General features: G+C 46.3%; 17 protein-coding genes and 2 rRNA genes. 16 read left to right on the top strand and 3 right to left on the bottom strand.

Features of this window, described 5'->3' with window-relative positions:
• Positions 1–198: ribosomal RNA gene (locus QC823_RS05160) — 23S ribosomal RNA — on the top strand; the annotation flags it as partial.
• Between the two features lie 131 nt (positions 199–329).
• Positions 330–445, top strand: a 5S ribosomal RNA gene (rrf, locus tag QC823_RS05155).
• Positions 446–727: 282 nt separating this feature from the next.
• Here rrf and QC823_RS05150 read toward each other — a convergent pair.
• Positions 728–3,457, bottom strand: a complete 2,730-nt coding sequence (locus QC823_RS05150) for a cation-translocating P-type ATPase (protein ID WP_309655284.1) — start codon at positions 3,455–3,457, stop codon at positions 728–730.
• A 553-nt stretch (positions 3,458–4,010) separates the two neighbouring features.
• A complete protein-coding gene (locus tag QC823_RS05145) occupies positions 4,011–4,400 on the bottom strand; it encodes a hypothetical protein (RefSeq protein ID WP_309655283.1) in 390 nt (129 codons plus the stop codon).
• A gap of 138 nt (positions 4,401–4,538) precedes the next feature.
• Here QC823_RS05145 and QC823_RS05140 point away from each other — a divergent pair, with 138 nt between their 5' ends.
• The 5 genes from QC823_RS05140 to QC823_RS05120 all read left to right on the top strand — a co-directional run bounded on the left by QC823_RS05140 (position 4,539) and on the right by QC823_RS05120 (position 9,096).
• Entirely contained in the window at positions 4,539–4,715 is a 177-nt protein-coding gene (locus QC823_RS05140; protein WP_309655282.1) for a DUF2970 domain-containing protein, read from the top strand.
• 110 nt (positions 4,716–4,825) lie between these two features.
• The gene (coxB, locus tag QC823_RS05135; protein ID WP_309655281.1) at positions 4,826–5,941 is read left to right on the top strand and encodes a cytochrome c oxidase subunit II; all 1,116 of its coding nucleotides are present in this window, start codon (positions 4,826–4,828) and stop codon (positions 5,939–5,941) included.
• A gap of 49 nt (positions 5,942–5,990) precedes the next feature.
• Complete coding sequence (gene ctaD, locus QC823_RS05130) at positions 5,991–7,619, top strand: cytochrome c oxidase subunit I (RefSeq protein ID WP_309655280.1); 1,629 nt, start codon at positions 5,991–5,993, stop codon at positions 7,617–7,619.
• Between the two features lie 29 nt (positions 7,620–7,648).
• On the top strand, positions 7,649–8,239 hold the full coding sequence (locus QC823_RS05125) for a cytochrome c oxidase assembly protein (protein WP_309655279.1): 591 nt from the start codon (positions 7,649–7,651) through the stop codon (positions 8,237–8,239).
• A complete protein-coding gene (locus QC823_RS05120) occupies positions 8,236–9,096 on the top strand; it encodes a cytochrome c oxidase subunit 3 (protein WP_309655278.1) in 861 nt (286 codons plus the stop codon). The genes QC823_RS05125 and QC823_RS05120 overlap by 4 nt, the downstream gene beginning before the upstream one ends.
• 32 nt (positions 9,097–9,128) lie before the next feature.
• On the opposite strand, the gene QC823_RS05115 is transcribed toward QC823_RS05120, so the two are convergent.
• Positions 9,129–9,326, bottom strand: coding sequence for a DUF2909 family protein (locus tag QC823_RS05115; protein ID WP_309655277.1), 198 nt, complete (start codon positions 9,324–9,326; stop codon positions 9,129–9,131).
• Here QC823_RS05115 and QC823_RS05110 point away from each other — a divergent pair.
• The 9 genes from QC823_RS05110 to rpmI all read left to right on the top strand — a co-directional run bounded on the left by QC823_RS05110 (position 9,286) and on the right by rpmI (position 17,224).
• Positions 9,286–10,029: an SURF1 family protein gene (locus QC823_RS05110; RefSeq protein ID WP_309655276.1), complete on the top strand. Its 744-nt coding sequence runs from the start codon at positions 9,286–9,288 to the stop codon at positions 10,027–10,029. The genes QC823_RS05115 and QC823_RS05110 overlap by 41 nt on opposite strands.
• On the top strand, positions 10,022–10,531 hold the full coding sequence (locus QC823_RS05105; RefSeq protein WP_309655275.1) for a hypothetical protein: 510 nt from the start codon (positions 10,022–10,024) through the stop codon (positions 10,529–10,531). Before QC823_RS05110 ends, QC823_RS05105 begins: the two co-directional genes overlap by 8 nt.
• Before the next feature lie 15 nt (positions 10,532–10,546).
• Positions 10,547–11,599, top strand: a complete 1,053-nt coding sequence (locus QC823_RS05100; RefSeq protein WP_309655274.1) for a COX15/CtaA family protein — start codon at positions 10,547–10,549, stop codon at positions 11,597–11,599.
• Positions 11,600–11,636: 37 nt separating this feature from the next.
• Entirely contained in the window at positions 11,637–12,554 is a 918-nt protein-coding gene (cyoE, locus tag QC823_RS05095) for a heme o synthase (protein ID WP_309655273.1), read from the top strand.
• Positions 12,555–12,665: 111 nt separating this feature from the next.
• Entirely contained in the window at positions 12,666–13,133 is a 468-nt protein-coding gene (locus tag QC823_RS05090; RefSeq protein ID WP_309655272.1) for a DUF2489 domain-containing protein, read from the top strand.
• A gap of 264 nt (positions 13,134–13,397) precedes the next feature.
• Complete coding sequence (locus tag QC823_RS05085) at positions 13,398–14,267, top strand: OmpA family protein (RefSeq protein ID WP_309655271.1); 870 nt, start codon at positions 13,398–13,400, stop codon at positions 14,265–14,267.
• A 204-nt stretch (positions 14,268–14,471) separates the two neighbouring features.
• Positions 14,472–16,394: a threonine--tRNA ligase gene (gene thrS / locus QC823_RS05080; protein ID WP_309655270.1), complete on the top strand. Its 1,923-nt coding sequence runs from the start codon at positions 14,472–14,474 to the stop codon at positions 16,392–16,394.
• A 12-nt stretch (positions 16,395–16,406) separates the two neighbouring features.
• A complete protein-coding gene (infC, locus tag QC823_RS05075; RefSeq protein WP_309655289.1) occupies positions 16,407–16,946 on the top strand; it encodes a translation initiation factor IF-3 in 540 nt (179 codons plus the stop codon).
• 83 nt (positions 16,947–17,029) lie between these two features.
• On the top strand, positions 17,030–17,224 hold the full coding sequence (gene rpmI / locus QC823_RS05070; RefSeq protein WP_309655269.1) for a 50S ribosomal protein L35: 195 nt from the start codon (positions 17,030–17,032) through the stop codon (positions 17,222–17,224).
• Positions 17,225–17,256: the final 32 nt, after the last annotated feature.

Genomic DNA, 17,256 nt, shown 5'->3' with positions numbered 1-17,256 from the left:
TGGCATTGCCGGGTAGCTAAGTGCGGACGGGATAACCGCTGAAAGCATCTAAGCGGGAAGCCCCCTTCAAGATGAGACATCCCTGAGGACTTGATCCTCCTAAAGGGCTCAGCAAGACCAGCTGGTTGATAGGTCGGATGTGGACGCGTTGCAAGGCGTTGAGCTAACCGATACTAATGGCCCGTGAGGCTTGACCCTATAACACCCAAGGAGTCTGGAAAGCCAATGAGCACGATGACGTTCGAAAGAACCCCGGATACGCCGGCCTAGCCCAGACAGGCTACGCCAACGAGACGCACAAAACACAGCATGATATATCACCCGTTACGCCTGACGACCTTAGCGAGTGGGAACCACCTGATCCCTTGCCGAACTCAGCAGTGAAACCGCTCAGCGCCGATGGTAGTGTGGGGCCTCCCCATGCGAGAGTAGGTCATCGTCAGGCACTTATCTGAAAAATCCCCCCGGGCACACGCCCGGGGGGATTTTTTTTGGAAGAGGGTTTTTAAACACCACCATTCAGGTGAAAAAAGTAATGATGAGGGTGTGTTGGCGTTTTACATAGTGAGTCGCAAAAACTCGCAGGCCAAGCTCATCATGTCCTCGTAGTTTCGCTTCATTTTATCGCATCGCTATAGCGCGATATGGCTTCTATAGAGCATTGGCTTGCTTTTACTCATGTTATGAAACATCAACAGACCTTAGCTCATTTGATAAAACAATATAGTTAATTTTTTCGCGATTCATACCGACTCCATAAGAATTTTTCTGCTTCAATAATTAAATAGATAAGAATACTACCGAGTAAGATAGCTAACCAGTGTGTTAACGATAATGCTTCACTGCCAAAAATAAACTGCATGAAGGGGACATATGTAAAAGCGCACTGCAGCAACATGATCAATGCAATAGAAATCCAAACGGGACGACTGCCGAATATGCCTGAGATCGATAACGTGCTGTTGATTAGAAAGCGGCTATTGATCAAGTAGGCAGCACTGCCGGTAACTAGCATATTGACCGCGCCAGCTCGAGCGAGATCTTCGCTTCCACCTTGGTTAAGTAGCCAGGTAAACATACTGAATACGCCCACTAACAATAAAATCGAAACAAACACAACTCGCCAAAGCAGAAATAGGTCGAGCAGTGGTGCCTTAGGATCTCTTGGCGCACGCTGCATTAGATCTTTTTCACCGTCTTCAAATGCCAGTGCAAGACCAAGGGTAATAGCGACAACCATGTTAACCCATAATGCTTGCAATGGTGTGATGGGTAGAATCGAACCCGATAGCACAGCCAGCATAATCGCGAGCCCCTGCGCCCCATTGGTCGGAAGAATAAAGGTGATCGTCTTGCGGATGTTATCGTAGACCTTACGACCTTCTTCGACAGCGCGAACAATAGTGGCAAAATTGTCGTCTGCTAAAACCATCTCAGAAGCGTCTTTAGCGGCTTCTGTTCCCTGAATGCCCATGGCGACGCCAACATCAGCACGCTTTAGTGCGGGGCCGTCGTTGACGCCGTCACCGGTCATTGAACAAACACCACCACGTGCTTGCATAGCCTGCACTAGGCGGAGTTTGTGCTCTGGAGAAGCGCGGGCAAAAACATCAATATCGAGAATAATGTCTTCAAGTTCTTTGTCAGACATGCCTTCAACTTCGCGTCCGGTAAGTGCTTTTTCAGTGTGAGAAAAACCGAGCTGCTTAGCAATGGCGAGGGCAGTAGAAGCATGGTCGCCCGTAATCATAACCGGGCGGATGCCGGCTTGTTGGCAAAGTTTCACGGCTTTGACAGCTTCATCTCGTGGTGGGTCTAATAGGCCAATTATACCAAGTAAGCGCAGACCATTTTCAGCGTCATGATGTTCTAATTTGTCAACGTCGCTGGTGAGTTTGTCGGCAATCGCCAGTACACGAAGCCCTTGCGATGACAGTTCGTGAATTCGTTCTTCCCATTTGTTGTGATCTATTTTTATATCGTCATTAACAGAGTTCTCCGTCGAACACATTTCCAGCAAACGGTCTGGCGCGCCCTTAACCAGGATGCGTTGATTGTCATTGCTTGAGTGTAGCGTAGCCATGTATTTATGTTCAGATTCAAAAGGGATGGCATCGAGACGTTTGTGATGTTTGCGTAGCTTATGAGCGTCGACACCAACCTTGGCTGCTGCTACTACCAACGCTCCTTCAGTTGGATCACCTTGAATATAATAATGCCCTTTTTCTTGGGTGAGTTCCGAGTCATTGCAAAGAACACCGACCTCAAGAAAATCACGCAGTGTTTTATCTTGTTCAATATCAACACTATGAGTGTCTTGTTTGCCATCTCTTTGTATGTAATGAAAGTCGCCATCGGGAGCGAAGCCGATACCATCAACTCGGTACTGTTCGTCACCAAGCCATAGAGATTGAGCGGTCATTTCGTTTCGAGTTAGTGTACCGGTCTTGTCAGAAAAGATGGTCGATATGGAACCTAAAGTTTCTACCGCAGGTAATCGGCGTATAATAGCGTTGTGCCTTGCCATACTCTGCACACCAAGAGCCAAACCGATAGTAACAATCGCTGGCAGTCCTTCTGGGATAGCAGCAACAGCAAGCCCCACTGCAGCCATAAACATTTCAGAAGGCGGTTGTCCGTGGATAATAGTGCCGAATAACGCTGTAAACGTGGCCGCCCCCAGAATGAAAATCGCGAGCACACGACCAGCGCGGTCTAGCTGCTTTAGCAGGGGTGTTTTAATGGTTTCAACCCCGCGAAGCAGCTCAGAAATTTTACCAATCTCAGTATGTTGCCCGGTTTCGACGACTAAGCCGCGCGCATTGCCTTGCACCACTATGGTGCTCGCAAACGCCATACTATGTCGCTCTGCGAGGTCGGCATCACTTTCAACCGAGTCGATATGCTTTTCTACAGGTACAGACTCACCGGTTAACGCCGCTTCTTCAGTACGAAAACGTCGTGCTTCAATAAGGCGTAAATCGGCAGGTACGCGATCACCGCTCTCAATAATAACAATATCACCTGGTACTACGTCTTCGGCAGAAATGGTAGTACGCTTGCCATCGCGGAGGACATTAGCCTGTGGTGATAGCATATTGCGAATACTTTCTAATGCTTGTTCGGCCTTGCCCTCCTGAATGAAACCTATTAGGGCGATGATGACTACTACACTGATAATGGCGACAGCATCAATAGTGTGCCCGAGCAAGAAACTCGCCAATGCCGCCACTAGCAAAATCATCATCAAAATATTATTGAACTGATCCAGCAAGCGTTGATACCAAGAGCGTCCTTGCTCTTGCTGAAGGCGATTTGATCCGTATTTTTCAAGGCGTGCTTGAGACTCTTGTGTGGATAAACCCTCTGCAGAAGATTCTAGCTGCTGAAGTGCTTCTTCAGCATTGATGCTGTGCCAAATCGGGCTCGACTCGTTGGAGGTGTGACGGTTTTCCATCCTTGAACTCCCTGTGATGAACATATGACCAAGCTTGTAACATTATCATGCTGCACCGCAGTGTTTGAGTGCAAGTGAATGAGCTATAAACCCAAGAGATCGATTACTCTTTTTGGTTGAATGCAGAGTGAATTACGAGACGCCATTTCGTTTCGATGGGTATATTGCCCATCAATCGTAATTGCTGGGCAACCTAGACTACTACAATATTAGGAAAGCTAGGAAGGGCATAGCGATGCTATTACTTTATGATCTAGCGAACAACGCTATTCACCTTATAGTTGATTAGGATCTGGGGGGAATTTGCCCTGGAATACGATATTCGATTGGTTTGGGTTGACTCACCTCATGCCGCTGATTTTCTTCTTGTGCTAGTACGCCAAGCACAGTCTTTCGCGTTCCATCAGGCCACGTATACGTTGTGCATCCAGTGAGGCTAAAGAGTAAACCTAGAGCCGTAATGGGTAATAAAATTGCCACATTGAATTTAGCCAAATTAGACCTCAAGGTAGAAAAAGTATAAAAATCAGCTAATTATAGAATGTTATGTGCATCAGATTTCTTCCCACAGAGCACTGCGAAAGTCGTTACTCAGCTCTGTTACTTTTTTAAGCCTGTCTAAGTGGGCTTCCGACAAGCCTTGCATGGCTTGTTGGTAACAGTCTGTTATTTCTTCTGCGGATTTTGGTGAATGATGATGCATCAATAAGCAGTTCGTGATTTTCTCATGGCTTTCAGCAATGGCTTGACAGAACTCCATTTCCATTTGTATTGCGCTAGACACGCTTTCCAGCCAAGCAAGTTGCACATTCATTAGCGGCTGAACCCCCTTCACGCTTTGTTCCATCCACCAATGAAATACAGGCTGGCTGATGGAGAGCCATGGAGTGAGTGACTCTGAGGCTAACGGCTCAAATTGGGTGGTATGAGTTGACTTGGCCATGGTGACCTCCGCTTTGATTAGCGTTGAATTGGATCACGAAAGGATCTTCGTAATTGAGTATAGTAAAGTTTGTGTGTCGCGCTCACGTCAATCTTTGTCGCAAGTCAAGAAATTAAGCATTGGTCGTCAGGAGGCAGTATGTGGCGGGTCATTAAATCTGTCTTAGCTGCGTTAATCGGGGTGCAGAAAAACCAGCAGCGAGAAGAAGATTTTAGTAGCGAAAAACCCCTCGTTTTTATCATTACTGCGATTATGATTACAATTCTTTTCGTTTTGGTGCTGATAGGTGCAGCATTACTGGCTGCGAAAGGTTGATAAAAATTTAACAAGGTTGTTCGTGACGTATCGTCGTTCTTACCTATACTGCAGGTAGATGCGTTATTCCTGACATGAAAAACCTAACAATAATAAATCTGGAGGGGCCTATGCGATCGCAGAGGCGCTGGTCGACATACATAGCCACTTTGCCTTGCCTTGTACCGACAACTTCCTATGCATGGAACATGCCAATAGGCGTTACCGATGTAAGCGGGGAAATTTACCGTTTACACATGACTATTTTTTGGATTTGCGTTGTGATTGGCCTTTTGGTTTTCGGTGCAATGTTTTACTCCCTTTTTCGCTATCGGCATGCAAAAGGCGTAAAAGCAACTCATTTTCACGAACACACGCTTATAGAGGTGGTTTGGACAGCTATTCCAGTACTTATTCTGGTCGCAATGGCTGTACCTGCAACGGCTACTTTAAAAAAGATGTATGACTCCTCTGATGCAGATTTAGACATCATGGTTACTGGTCAGCAATGGCGTTGGCGTTACGAATACTTGGGCGAGAATGTAGCTTTCAACTCTAGCTTGAGCACTCCGCGAGCACAAATTAGCGGTGAGGAAGAACGAGGCGAAACATACCTACTCGATGTCGATAACCCATTAGTGCTGCCCATCAACCGTAAAGTGCGTTTTTTGATGACGTCGGATGACGTAATTCATTCTTGGTGGGTACCGGAACTGGCGGTTAAACAAGATACAGTGCCTGGCTTTATTAATGAAAACTGGGTTCGCATCAACGAGCCTGGTATTTATCGCGGGCAGTGTGCGGAGCTCTGCGGTATGGATCACGGATTTATGCCAATAGTGGTTCATGCCATGGAGGAGGATTCGTTTGACGAGTGGTTTGTTGAACGTAAAGCTGCAGCTGAAAAAGAAATTAGCGGCATTGATCGAACTTGGCAACTTGCAGAACTCATGGAGCGAGGAAAATCGACTTTCGAGGCGATTTGTGCTGCATGTCATCACGCTGACGGTAGTGGATCGCCACCCACCTTCCCAGCGCTAGCCGGAAATGAACAACTTATTGCAGATCAAGCGTGGCATTTAGATTTAGTGCTTAATGGTGTTTCGGGAGCTGCTATGCCCGCTTTTCGAAACACGTTAAACCCAGTTGAAGTTGCTGCAGTTGTCACTTACACACGAAACGCATGGGGAAATGATACTGGTGACGTGATTCAGCCTTCAGCAGTTTCAGAGCTAGTTGATCAGTGAATAGCTGAAAAAAAATCGTCGCCAACAACAATAATTCATGGAGTATCTCATGGCGAAGTTACCTCCCAAGCCAATACCCCTCCACAGCACAGCAGGCGTAGCTGATGGGCATTTGGATACACACAAGGCGCAAGCAAAGGGCCTCATGCGTTGGTTACTAACGACTAACCATAAAGAAATTGGAACGCTTTATTTGCTGTTTTCTTTATGCATGTTTTTTGTGGGAGGTATTTTTGCGCTAGTGGTACGTGCTGAGCTCTTTCAGCCTGGGCTTCAACTTGTTGAACCTGAATTCTTTAATCAGATGACGACCATGCATGGTCTCATTATGGTGTTTGCTGCTGTAATGCCAGCATTTACAGGACTAGCTAACTGGATGATCCCACTGCAAATAGGTGCGCCGGATATGGCGTTACCAAGATTGAATAATTTTAGTTTTTGGCTACTTCCTGTTGCCTTTACGTTGCTACTGTCCACCTTACTAATGCCAGGAGGCGCACCAAATTTTGGTTGGACATTTTATGCGCCGCTATCCACTACTTATGCTCCCCCTTCGACAACGTTTTTTATCTTAGCGCTACATATCGCTGGGATAAGTTCTATTTTAGGTGCGATTAATATTATTGCGACAATTCTTAATATGCGTGCACCAGGCATGCGGTTAATGGATATGCCGTTATTTGTATGGACATGGCTAATTACTGCCTTTTTGTTAATTGCTGTTATGCCTGTTTTGGCCGGTGTTATTACAATGATGCTGATGGATATTAATTTTGGGACAAGTTTTTTTAATGCTGCGGGTGGTGGGGATCCTGTTTTATTCCAGCATTTATTTTGGTTTTTTGGTCATCCTGAAGTATATATAATGATTTTACCGGCTTTTGGAATTGTTTCTGCCATTATACCGACGTTTGCGCGCAAACCGTTGTTTGGATACGCATCCATGGTGTATGCGACTGCAGCGATTGCACTGCTATCATTTTTAGTCTGGGCGCACCATATGTTCGTAGTTGGGCTGCCACTGGTTGCAGAGCTTTTTTTCATGTATTCCACGATGCTTATTGCCGTGCCAACGGGGGTGAAGGTTTTTAACTGGGTGACAACCCTATTTAGGGGGTCTATAAGTTTCGAGTCCCCTATGTTATTTGCTCTTGCGTTTGTGGTGCTTTTTACGATTGGCGGTTTTTCAGGGCTTATGTTAGCTATTGCGCCTGCTGACTTTCAGTATCATGACACTTACTTTGTTGTTGCGCATTTTCACTATGTTCTTGTTCCTGGTGCCTTATTTGCCATTATGGCAGGTGTTTACTATTGGCTGCCAAAATGGACAGGCCATTACCCTAATGAACGTCTTGGTCAATGGCATTTTTGGTTATCGGTCATTGGTGTCAATCTTACGTTTTTCCCAATGCATTTTGCAGGGCTAGCAGGCATGCCAAGGCGAATCCCTGATTATGCTCTGCAGTTTGCAGATTTTAATATGGTTTCCAGCATAGGTGCTTTTTTCTTTGGTATATCTCAGTTGCTCTTTGTCATTGTTGTCATTATTTGTGTACGTGGAGGAAAGAAAGCGCCTGCAAAAGCATGGGAAGGCGCTGAAGATCTTGAGTGGAGTGTTCCCAGTCCTGCCCCCTTACATACTTTTGAAACACCACCACGCTTTGAACGCTCTTCATGATAAATATTCCCTAAAAAGTAGGGGGTTGTATGGTGACTCATCGACACGCTCAAAGAATAGCCGTAAAGCGTACAGTCATTAGATCAGTTGCGGCGTTAATCGGTATGTTTGCGTTTGCATTTGCTTTGGTCCCGCTTTATGACGTTTTTTGTCAAGTAACAGGGCTAAATGGGAAAGTTAGTAATAGCGCACAGCAAATAGCTCATCAAAGTGTGGATGAGGATCGTTATGTTACGGTTCAATTCATTACGCGAGGTAGTGCAGGCCTACCTTGGCAGATGAGTGTAGCGAATCATCAGTTAAGAGTTAATCCTGGTGAAATTTCAGAAATCAATTTTACGTTTATGAATCATAGTGATAAAGAAAGCTTAGGTAGAGCTGTTCCTAGCGTTTCTCCTTCTGAAGCCTCTCAATACTTACGTAAAATAAACTGCTTTTGCTTTGATGAGCAAAAATTGAATGCAAATCAGAAACTCATGTTGCCGCTTGTCTTTCAGGTTGTACGCGAGTTGCCTAAAGATATTAATACGATCACGCTTGTCTATACGCTATACCCTGTAAATGGAAAAGAAATTTCTTTAGTCCATGGCTCTCGTGATAAAAAAGGAGATACGATATGAGTGGTGGTAGCTACTATGTTCCAGCATCCAGTCGATGGCCAATTCTCGGGTCCCTGGCCATAGGTGTTTTAATGGTTGGGATGGGGTTGACGCTTGTTTATGGTAATGGCGGTTTTGTGGTTTTGGTTGGTGCAATAGGTGTATTAGCGGTCATGACTTTATGGTTTGGCGATGTCATAAATGAGTCTCGACGAGGACTTTATGACGAGCAAATGGACCGCTCTTTTCGCTGGGGTATGGGTTGGTTTATATTTTCAGAAATTATGTTTTTTGCTGCATTTTTTGGAGCGCTTTTTTATGTGCGGCAATTCGCTGTTCCTTGGTTAGGAGGAGAAGGTGCGAAAGGGGTGACAGCGTTGTTATGGCCGGATTTTGTGGCGCATTGGCCATTACTTAATCCACCTGATTCTTCCATATCTGGGCCTGAGCAGATTTTTAGCCCATGGCAATTACCTCTTGCGAATACTTTGATTCTAGTAACATCAAGTATTACGTTAACTGTTGCTCATGAAGGGCTTAAATTACGTTATCGCAATACATGCCGTAACTGGCTTGCCGGTACTGTGTTGTTAGGTTGCATTTTTATTTTTATTCAAGGCGTGGAATATTATGAAGCATATACACATTATGGCATTACGTTAGATGCGGGTATTTTCGGTGCCATATTTTTTATATTAACTGGATTTCATGGAATTCACGTTATTATTGGCACAATAATTTTAGCTATAATGTTAATTCGTATTCATAAAAAACACTTTGAGTCAGAAAATCACTTTGGATTTGAAGCCGCTTGCTGGTATTGGCATTTCGTTGATGTGGTGTGGATTGGACTGTTTATTTTTGTTTATGTTGTATGAGATTCAATTTTCTCAATCAAAAGTAGAGAGATTTAATGAGAAGTCAATGTTCCCGACCAAAAACCGTAGATAAGCAGAACCATTAACAAGCCAGTAAGCACAATACGCCACTTCAGTGTAGTTAATAGCCGCCGAGATGATGACGTATCATTCAATAAGAAACGCGATCCTAAGACTAAGCTAATAACGATGGCTAGAAAAACAATGATAATCAGTGCTTTCAAAAACATAAAAACCTCTATGCACATACGGCGCTATGTTGTGTGGTTGATGTTTTGGGTTGTGTTAGTGCTAGTGGGTATTTCCTTAGGAATATGGCAGTGGGAGCGTGCCGATGACAAGCGTGAATTGCTAGCCCGCAAAAACGCAGCCCCTATGCTCTTTGATCCCACTCACACGCCCTTAGATGGCGCTAAAGTTACATTAGAGGGCCACTATCTGCCTTCATATACCCTCTACTTAGATAACCGTACATTGAATGGACGCTTAGGGGTAGCAGTGATAACGCCATTTGTGGATACAAATGACCAGCGTTGGCTAATTCAGCGAGGTTTTTTGGAAACGGGTGTAAGTCGCTCGGAGCCAAGTGCTGCGACGCCTACGAATCTTGTGACTATTAAAGGTGAATGGGAAGCAGCGGGTAATCAAGGACCAATTTATGGCCCGAATCGTGAAGGTTCCCGCGTACAACAGTTAAGCCTTGATGAATGGTCAGAAACAGTTGGTGAGTTTGAGTATTCTGGGTGGGTGCATGCTCAACATGGAGCAGGGGTGCTCGCTTCTTGGTGGCAGCCGAACACCATTGCGCCTTCTAGGCATATTGGGTATGCCTTTCAATGGTGGGGGTTATCGGTTGCTGCTTTCGTGGTGATGTTAATAGGTGGGCACCAGTTGCTAAAAGATTCTAAAAACGTAAGAGACTGCAATGATTAACTTGACTTACCAAAAGCGTCAGCGACTAAAGCTTATTATGATCATTCTCATATTTACGGCGCCTATGTTAGTGGCATGGGGTATGGTGGTATGGCGGTTGGGGATTCCGGAAGAGAGCATGGCAAATGGCAATGTTAATGTGACTTTGCCTGAATTGGCTCAGTGGCCAATTGACGATAATAAACCGCTTAAAAGTGGAACATGGGTGCTAGTGTTTGATTGCGCGCAAAAATGTAGCCAACGTAGTGATGAGCTTTGGCGTCTTCATCGTGCGTTAGGTCGTGACGCGGAGCGACTTACTCGGCTGCGTATTGGTGGCGAAGACCCTGCTTTACCTGGTGAAATTGTCACACGTTGGTCGTTAAAACCGGAATGGGCTCGTCCTAACAATGCTTGGCTATTAGATCCTATGGGGCAAACGGCTGTTGCCTTTGGTCCTCATTTATCAACACAAAAGTTATTGGACGACATTCAACACGCGCTGAAAGTAAATCCCTATTAAAAACTGGGGGAAAGTATGGTTGAAACGAGCTCACGACGCTTAGTGTGGTTGTTGCGATTGACATTATTGGGCCTTTTTTTAACAGTTGTGGTCATATTAGTAGGTGCGTGGACACGTCTTGTGGATGCTGGGCTCGGTTGTCCCGATTGGCCAGGTTGTTATGGTCAAGCAGTAGTTCCAAGCACAGAGCGTGCTTTCGCTCACTCCCCTGATCATCCCCTTGAGTCGTTTAAGGCGTGGGTTGAAATGTTTCATCGTTATTTGGCAAGTGGCTTGGGGCTTGTCGTGTTGAGTATTGTTGTCATGGCACGATCATTGAAGGCACATTCAATTTCTCTTTGGCGTATATCGACCACTTTGTTGATAATAATTCTTATGCAGGGGGCTTTTGGGGCCTTTACCGTTACCTTAAAACTTTGGCCACAAGTCGTAACGTTACATCTGCTTGGGGGACTGAGCGTATTAACGCTTTTTTTGTGGCTGCACTTACGTATTCGGCAATTTGTGCAAAATTCACACGGAGTAATGAAAATAACATATAAGAGTGCGTTTTTATGGTGGGTAGCCGGCATGTTATTAGTTGTGCAACTTGCTCTAGGTGGCTGGGTATCCAGTAATTATGCAGGAATAGCATGTCAAGGGTTTCCCACGTGTAACACCCAGTGGTGGCCTCAAATGGATCTAAGCGAAGGGTTTCATCTTACTCAAACGGTGGGACCAAACTATTTGCACGGTCAACTGCATGCCGATGCTCGAACGGCTATTCATATGATGCACCGTGTCGGTGCATTACTGCTTGGTATTGCGTTAATTTTGCTTTATTGGGATTACCGTGAACTACATTTCATGAAGCAATCATTGAATATAGTGTTAGGTATTTATGTACTACAAGCCATTATCGGTATTGCCAATGTGTTGTGGTGGTTGCCACTTTGGCTGGCGCTTCTGCATACCGCTGGGGCAACGGCTCTTGTTATTAGTTTTATAGTGAGTTTTTGGCTATCACGATATGAACAATTAAATGCCCGTACCGATACTGCAAGTCGCGCTGTAAGGCTGACCACGTAGATGTTTTAGGCTGCCTTATACAGAGAAGGAGTAAATTATGCGAAATATAACAATGTCTCTTCCAGCGTTGACGCCTCACTTGTCATGGGGCTGGCAAGAGTTGTTAGACCTATGCAAGATCCGCGTGGTAGCGGTGATGCTTGTTTGCGCTGCAGTCGGTATGGCCCTTTCGAGCCCAGGCATTCCTGCGCTCTCCAACGTGTTTTTTGGCTTAATGGGGATTGGTCTAACCGCGTGTGGCGCTGCGGCCTTCAATCATATTGTCGATCGTCGATTGGACGCCTTAATGTTGAGGACTTCCCGGCGTCCGGTTGCAAGTAAGCGTCTACCAGTGATTGTTGCCCTGTTGTGGGCAACCTTTCTATCCAGCCTTGGGGTGGGGCTTTTAATTTGGCAGGTGAATCAGTTAACTGCGCTGTTAACATTTGCATCCTTAGTGGGCTATGCACTTGTCTATACGGCGTTTCTCAAGCGAGCAACGCCACAAAATATTGTCATTGGGGGGGTCGCAGGTGCTGCGCCACCACTACTAGGCTGGGTGGCAATAACTGGCCAAATTACGCCAGAAGCCTTGATACTCACGTTGATCATTTTTGTTTGGACTCCTCCTCATTTCTGGGCGCTGGCAATACATAAATGTGATGACTACGCAAAAGCTGGCATACCTATGTTGCCCGTCACTCACGGCTTAGAATTTACTCGGTTGCAAATATGGCTCTATGGCTGGTTAACCGTGATCGCGACGCTTATGCCATTCATGATTGGTATGAGCGGCAATCTATACTTGATTGCCGCTGCTTTGTTAAATGCGCGTTTTATGTACTGGAATGGCAAAGTGTGGCGAGGTAAAGACCCGCAAGCGCCGCTAGCGGCCTTCTGGTTTTCTATACGCTATTTACTAGGCCTTTTTGGTGCGCTTTTGCTAGATCACTACTTCACGATATTAGCATGGTAATCGCTGAATGGAGTTGTCAAAGAAATAGATAATGTCAAAAGTTTCTGCCGTTATTTGGGTACCTAGTCGAAAAGGTGTACAATTAAAGTATAATTTTTAGCGAGTATATATATGAATTTGACAGCTGCGGTACTGCTTTTCGGCGCGGGTATAATTATTATTGTTGGCCTTGCGGCTTATGCGCTGATGTTGCGGAAAGAGGTAAAGCGTCGCGAAACGTTCCGGTTAGAGGAGGAACAGCGAGCGCAACAAAATAGTCTAGAAAATCTTGACTACATCATAGATGCGCTATTACAGGAACAAGTGAACATTACAGAGGCTAGCTGGCGCTGCAAGGTGTTACTTGAAATAATCGACCCTTCGTTGGCCGAATGTAAAGAGTTTGGTGCATTTGCAACTCTTCACGATCGAACGCGGCACCTTAAAACGCATTCTGAACGTAACAAGCTAACACCGCGCGAAAGGATGCGAGAAGATAAGGAGCGCCTAACCGTTGAGGACGAGATGCGTAATGATGTGATGGCTGCTGCTAAAGAAGTAGCAGCTTGGCGTGCTAAGGAGAAAAATACGCTCCACTAACGTAGATCTATGGTGGCGCTATAATTTGCAGTGTGCACTGCGTTTATGGTGTGATGCTAAGCATAATGTTTCTGCTATGCTGCCTGTATGGCAAGTGTGGAAAGTGAATCGCTTCCTCACCGCCATTTATAATTTGTCTCGCATTAATCGGCGTAATATACGGAAAAATGCGTAGGCGAACAAAAAAGATGCTCAATTGGGCGGCTTTTGCAGGGGGCGATTAAATAATTTCGCTCCCATTTTCGTATCAAGAAGGAGTCTTGCATGAAAACATCTACAACTGGCTTGCTTATTGGGTCTGCTCTAGCAGTAGGTCTTTCTGGCTGCGCTAGCTCAGCTTCTCAATCATCAGGTCAATCGACTAGCGCTGATGGTGAGAAAAGCTGGTATCAGCATCCCGCTGTCTGTGGTCTAGCTGGCAGTATTATTGGGGGCAGCTTAGGCTATGCCACCAGTGGCCAGTCTGATGAAGATAGTGGTACAGCAATCGGTGCAACGGCAGGTGCCACCATTGGTGGTTTCTTATGTGCCGATGAAACACCGAAAGCTGAGCCCCAATGCCCGAGTTACGGCGAGGTGCCTGCAGGTGTCGCAGTCGATGCAGAAGGCTGTCCGCTAGATTCAGACGGTGATGGCGTACCAGATTACCGCGATCAGTGCCCTGGTACACCGGCAGGTGTTGCAGTCGATGCAAAAGGTTGTCCGTTAGACTCAGATGGCGATGGCGTGCCGGATTATCGTGATCAATGCCCGGATACACCTGCCGGTGTTGAGGTGAACGCACTGGGTTGTCCTGAAAGTCTTATCCTTGAAGGGGTTAACTTTGAGTTTGATTCTGCCCAGTTAACATCTGCAGCGCGTCAAGAATTAGCCATTGTGGGAGAGCGCCTTGCTAATAACCCCGGCGTTCGTGTCAGCATCGAAGGTCATACAGATTCAGTCGGTAGTGCCGCCTATAACAAAGAGTTATCTCAGCGTCGCGCAGAATCTGTTGCGTCTTACCTTCAGCAATATGGTGTTGATGCAGACCGCATGATGGCGACCGGGTATGGAGAAGAGCGCCCGATTGCTTCAAACGATACTGATGAGGGGCGTGCTGAAAACCGTCGTGTAGAACTGGATGAGTGGAACTAAGTTCACTCTGTAGCTGATGAAGCTTCTGGTTGTTCAAGCGCGGAAGGAGAGATCCTTCCGCGCTTTGTTTATAACGCCCGCAACTTTTGCTACGCTTGATTCGCAAGCGCGGTAGCGCTTTTTTTCTCGCTTCACCTCGACGACCATTGATAGCGATATGTGACCCTTGGTGTGGGTCACCACTGCGCTCAAGGAAATAACCAAATGCCTACAGTAACACTGCCGGATGGCAGCCAACGAGAATTCTCAGAGTCGTTAAGCATCATGCAGCTTGCAGAGTCTATTGGCCCTGGTTTAGCCAAAGCATGTGTCGCTGGTAAAATTAATGGTGAATTAGTTGATGCTGCTGACAGTATCGAAAGCGATGCAGATGTGGCGATTATTACGGCTCGCGACCCAGAAGGGCTTGAAATTGTTCGACACTCTTGTGCACACCTGATTGGTCATGCAGTGAAGCAGCTCTACCCGGATGCCAAAATGGCAATTGGCCCGGTAATAGACGATGGCTTTTACTACGATATTGAGTTTGGGCGCTCCGTCACACCAGAAGACCTAGAAATGATCGAAGCGCGCATGAAGGTGCTGATCGATCGCGAATATGATGTGGTTCGTGAGTACGTTGACCGGGATAAAGCGATGCTTACTTTCCTGCATCGTGACGAACCCTACAAGCAAGAAATTGTCCGAGATATTCCAGAAGGCGCCACGATACGTCTGTATCATCACGAAGAATATACGGACATGTGTCGCGGTCCTCACGTGCCCAATACGCGTCACTTAAAGGCTTTTAAGCTGACTAAACTGGCTGGGGCATACTGGCGCGGTGATGCTGAAAACACAATGCTGACGCGTATTTACGGTACTGCGTGGGGGGATAAAAAGCAGTTAAAGGCCTATCTAAAGCGCCTGGAAGAAGCAGAAAAGCGCGATCACCGTAAGCTTGCACGTAAGATGGATCTTTTTCATCTTCAAGAAGAAGCGCCAGGAATGGTGTTTTGGCATCCCAATGGCTGGACTATGTATCAAGCGCTGGAAGATTATATGCGTAAGGTTCAGCGCGAACACGGCTATCAAGAGATTAAAACACCGCAAGTAGTTGACCTCTCTTTGTGGAAAAAGTCGGGGCACTGGGGGCACTACAGTGAGTTAATGTTTACCACCGAGTCCGAGAAGCGCGAATACGCAGTGAAGCCCATGAATTGTCCTTGTCATGTGCAGGTATTCAACCAAGGGTTAAAGAGCTATCGGGATTTACCTTTACGTCTTGCTGAGTTTGGTAGCTGCCACCGCAATGAGCCGTCAGGCTCGCTACACGGGCTAATGCGAGTTCGAGGTTTTACGCAAGATGATGCGCATATTTTCTGCACCGAGAGTCAAATCCAAGCAGAAGCTGAAGCTTTCATCGCACTGACGTTAGAAGTTTACAAGACCCTGGGGTTTGAAGAAGTTGAGCTCAAACTCTCAACACGGCCTGAAGACTTCCTTGGCGATGCTGCGCTTTGGGACCAAGCTGAGCAAGGGCTGGAAGCTGCGCTTAACGCCACAGGGCTTGATTGGGACTTGCAACCCGGTGAAGGAGCTTTTTATGGCCCAAAAATTGAATTTGCCTTACGAGATTGCCTGAATCGCGTGTGGCAATGTGGTACGCTACAATTAGATTTTAACTTGCCAGGGCGTTTAAGTGCTCAATATGTTGACGAAGACGGGGTTAGAAAGACGCCAGTAATGTTGCATCGAGCAATTTTAGGGTCTTTTGAGCGTTTTCTCGGTATACTGATCGAGCATTACGCGGGGGCTATGCCTCTTTGGCTAGCGCCGCAGCAGGCGGTAATTATGACGATTACTGATGCTCAGCGTGATTATGCCTTAGAGTTAGAACAGCGTTTGCAAAAAAATGGCTTACGAGTCAAGGCGGACTTGAGGAACGAGAAAATCGGCTTTAAAATCCGTGAGCACACGCTACAGAAAGTTCCCTATCTCCTGGTGGTAGGAGATAAGGAAGTCGAAGATGACTCAGTCGCTGTGCGTACACGCAGTGGCGAAAACCTCGGTACCATGACGATTGATGCACTTATCAAGCGCCTAGAGGTTGAAAGAGTAGCCCTGGCGACATCGTCAATTGCCTAAGGAGACGGAGCAATCAAGCGAAGCAATCAGCGCGGGCGTCCACAAGACAAGCGCCCACCAATGAACGAGCGAATTACCGAATCTGAAGTGCGTCTTATTGATCAAGATGGCGAGCAGTTGGGCGTTGTGTCCACTGCAGATGCCCTTGAACGCGCTCAAGAAGCCGGTTTGGACCTTGTGCAAATATCTAATGCCGATCCGATCGTTTGTAAGATCATGGATTATGGCAAATTTGTTTTTGAGCAGAAAAAGCAAAAAGCTGCTCAAAAGAAAAAGCAGAAGCAAATTCAGGTCAAGGAAGTCAAATTCCGACCTGGCACTGACGAGGGTGACTACCAAGTTAAGTTGAAAAATTTAACTCGGTTCCTTGAAAGTGGTGACAAGGGCAAGGTCACACTGCGCTTCCGTGGTCGTGAGATGGCACACCAAGACATCGGCAGAAAGCTGATGGAGCGGATTGCATCTGACCTGGAAGAGATCGGAACGGTTGAGGCTTTCCCGAAGATGGAAGGTCGCCAGATGATCATGATTCTTGCACCGAAAAAGAAGTGATCCAACGGCTAATTAAACGGACCGCGGTATTTGCCGCGGATCGGCCTTGGGTTTTCTAAAAAATACCGAGCGGAGTTATTCTCATGCCGAAAATTAAGAGCAATAGCGGCGCTGCTAAGCGCTTCAAAAAGACGGCTAACGGCTTTAAGCACAAGCAATCTTTCCGTAGCCACATTCTGACCAAGAAACCGACTAAGCGTAAGCGTCAGCTTCGTGGTATGAAGCAGATTCATAGCGCTGATAAAGCGCTTGTTCAGCGTATGCTGCCGAATCTTTAAAATCGGTTTTTTTTTCTGAGGGTGCATTTTGT

Source organism: Vreelandella vilamensis (genome assembly GCF_031451755.1).
Classification (GTDB): Bacteria; Pseudomonadota; Gammaproteobacteria; order Pseudomonadales; family Halomonadaceae; genus Vreelandella; species Vreelandella vilamensis.
Note: the sequence above shows the minus strand (reverse complement) of the source record. Positions and strands in the feature narration are given on the sequence as shown.

Excerpts from the sequence above, each read along its gene's own strand:
- QC823_RS05100 (WP_309655274.1), top strand. The coding sequence starts at position 10,547 with ATGGTTGAAACGAGCTCACGACGCTTAGTGTGGTTGTTGCGATTGACA.
- coxB (WP_309655281.1), top strand. The coding sequence starts at position 4,826 with ATGCGATCGCAGAGGCGCTGGTCGACATACATAGCCACTTTGCCTTGC.
- rpmI (WP_309655269.1), top strand. The coding sequence starts at position 17,030 with ATGCCGAAAATTAAGAGCAATAGCGGCGCTGCTAAGCGCTTCAAAAAG.
- thrS (WP_309655270.1), top strand. The coding sequence starts at position 14,472 with ATGCCTACAGTAACACTGCCGGATGGCAGCCAACGAGAATTCTCAGAG.
- cyoE (WP_309655273.1), top strand. The coding sequence starts at position 11,637 with ATGCGAAATATAACAATGTCTCTTCCAGCGTTGACGCCTCACTTGTCA.
- QC823_RS05105 (WP_309655275.1), top strand. The coding sequence starts at position 10,022 with ATGATTAACTTGACTTACCAAAAGCGTCAGCGACTAAAGCTTATTATG.
- ctaD (WP_309655280.1), top strand. The coding sequence starts at position 5,991 with ATGGCGAAGTTACCTCCCAAGCCAATACCCCTCCACAGCACAGCAGGC.
- QC823_RS05085 (WP_309655271.1), top strand. The coding sequence starts at position 13,398 with ATGAAAACATCTACAACTGGCTTGCTTATTGGGTCTGCTCTAGCAGTA.
- QC823_RS05140 (WP_309655282.1), top strand. The coding sequence starts at position 4,539 with ATGTGGCGGGTCATTAAATCTGTCTTAGCTGCGTTAATCGGGGTGCAG.
- QC823_RS05115 (WP_309655277.1), bottom strand. The coding sequence starts at position 9,326 with ATGTTTTTGAAAGCACTGATTATCATTGTTTTTCTAGCCATCGTTATT.
- QC823_RS05145 (WP_309655283.1), bottom strand. The coding sequence starts at position 4,400 with ATGGCCAAGTCAACTCATACCACCCAATTTGAGCCGTTAGCCTCAGAG.
- QC823_RS05125 (WP_309655279.1), top strand. The coding sequence starts at position 7,649 with ATGGTGACTCATCGACACGCTCAAAGAATAGCCGTAAAGCGTACAGTC.
- QC823_RS05110 (WP_309655276.1), top strand. The coding sequence starts at position 9,286 with ATGGCTAGAAAAACAATGATAATCAGTGCTTTCAAAAACATAAAAACC.
- QC823_RS05120 (WP_309655278.1), top strand. The coding sequence starts at position 8,236 with ATGAGTGGTGGTAGCTACTATGTTCCAGCATCCAGTCGATGGCCAATT.
- QC823_RS05090 (WP_309655272.1), top strand. The coding sequence starts at position 12,666 with ATGAATTTGACAGCTGCGGTACTGCTTTTCGGCGCGGGTATAATTATT.
- QC823_RS05150 (WP_309655284.1), bottom strand. The coding sequence starts at position 3,457 with ATGGAAAACCGTCACACCTCCAACGAGTCGAGCCCGATTTGGCACAGC.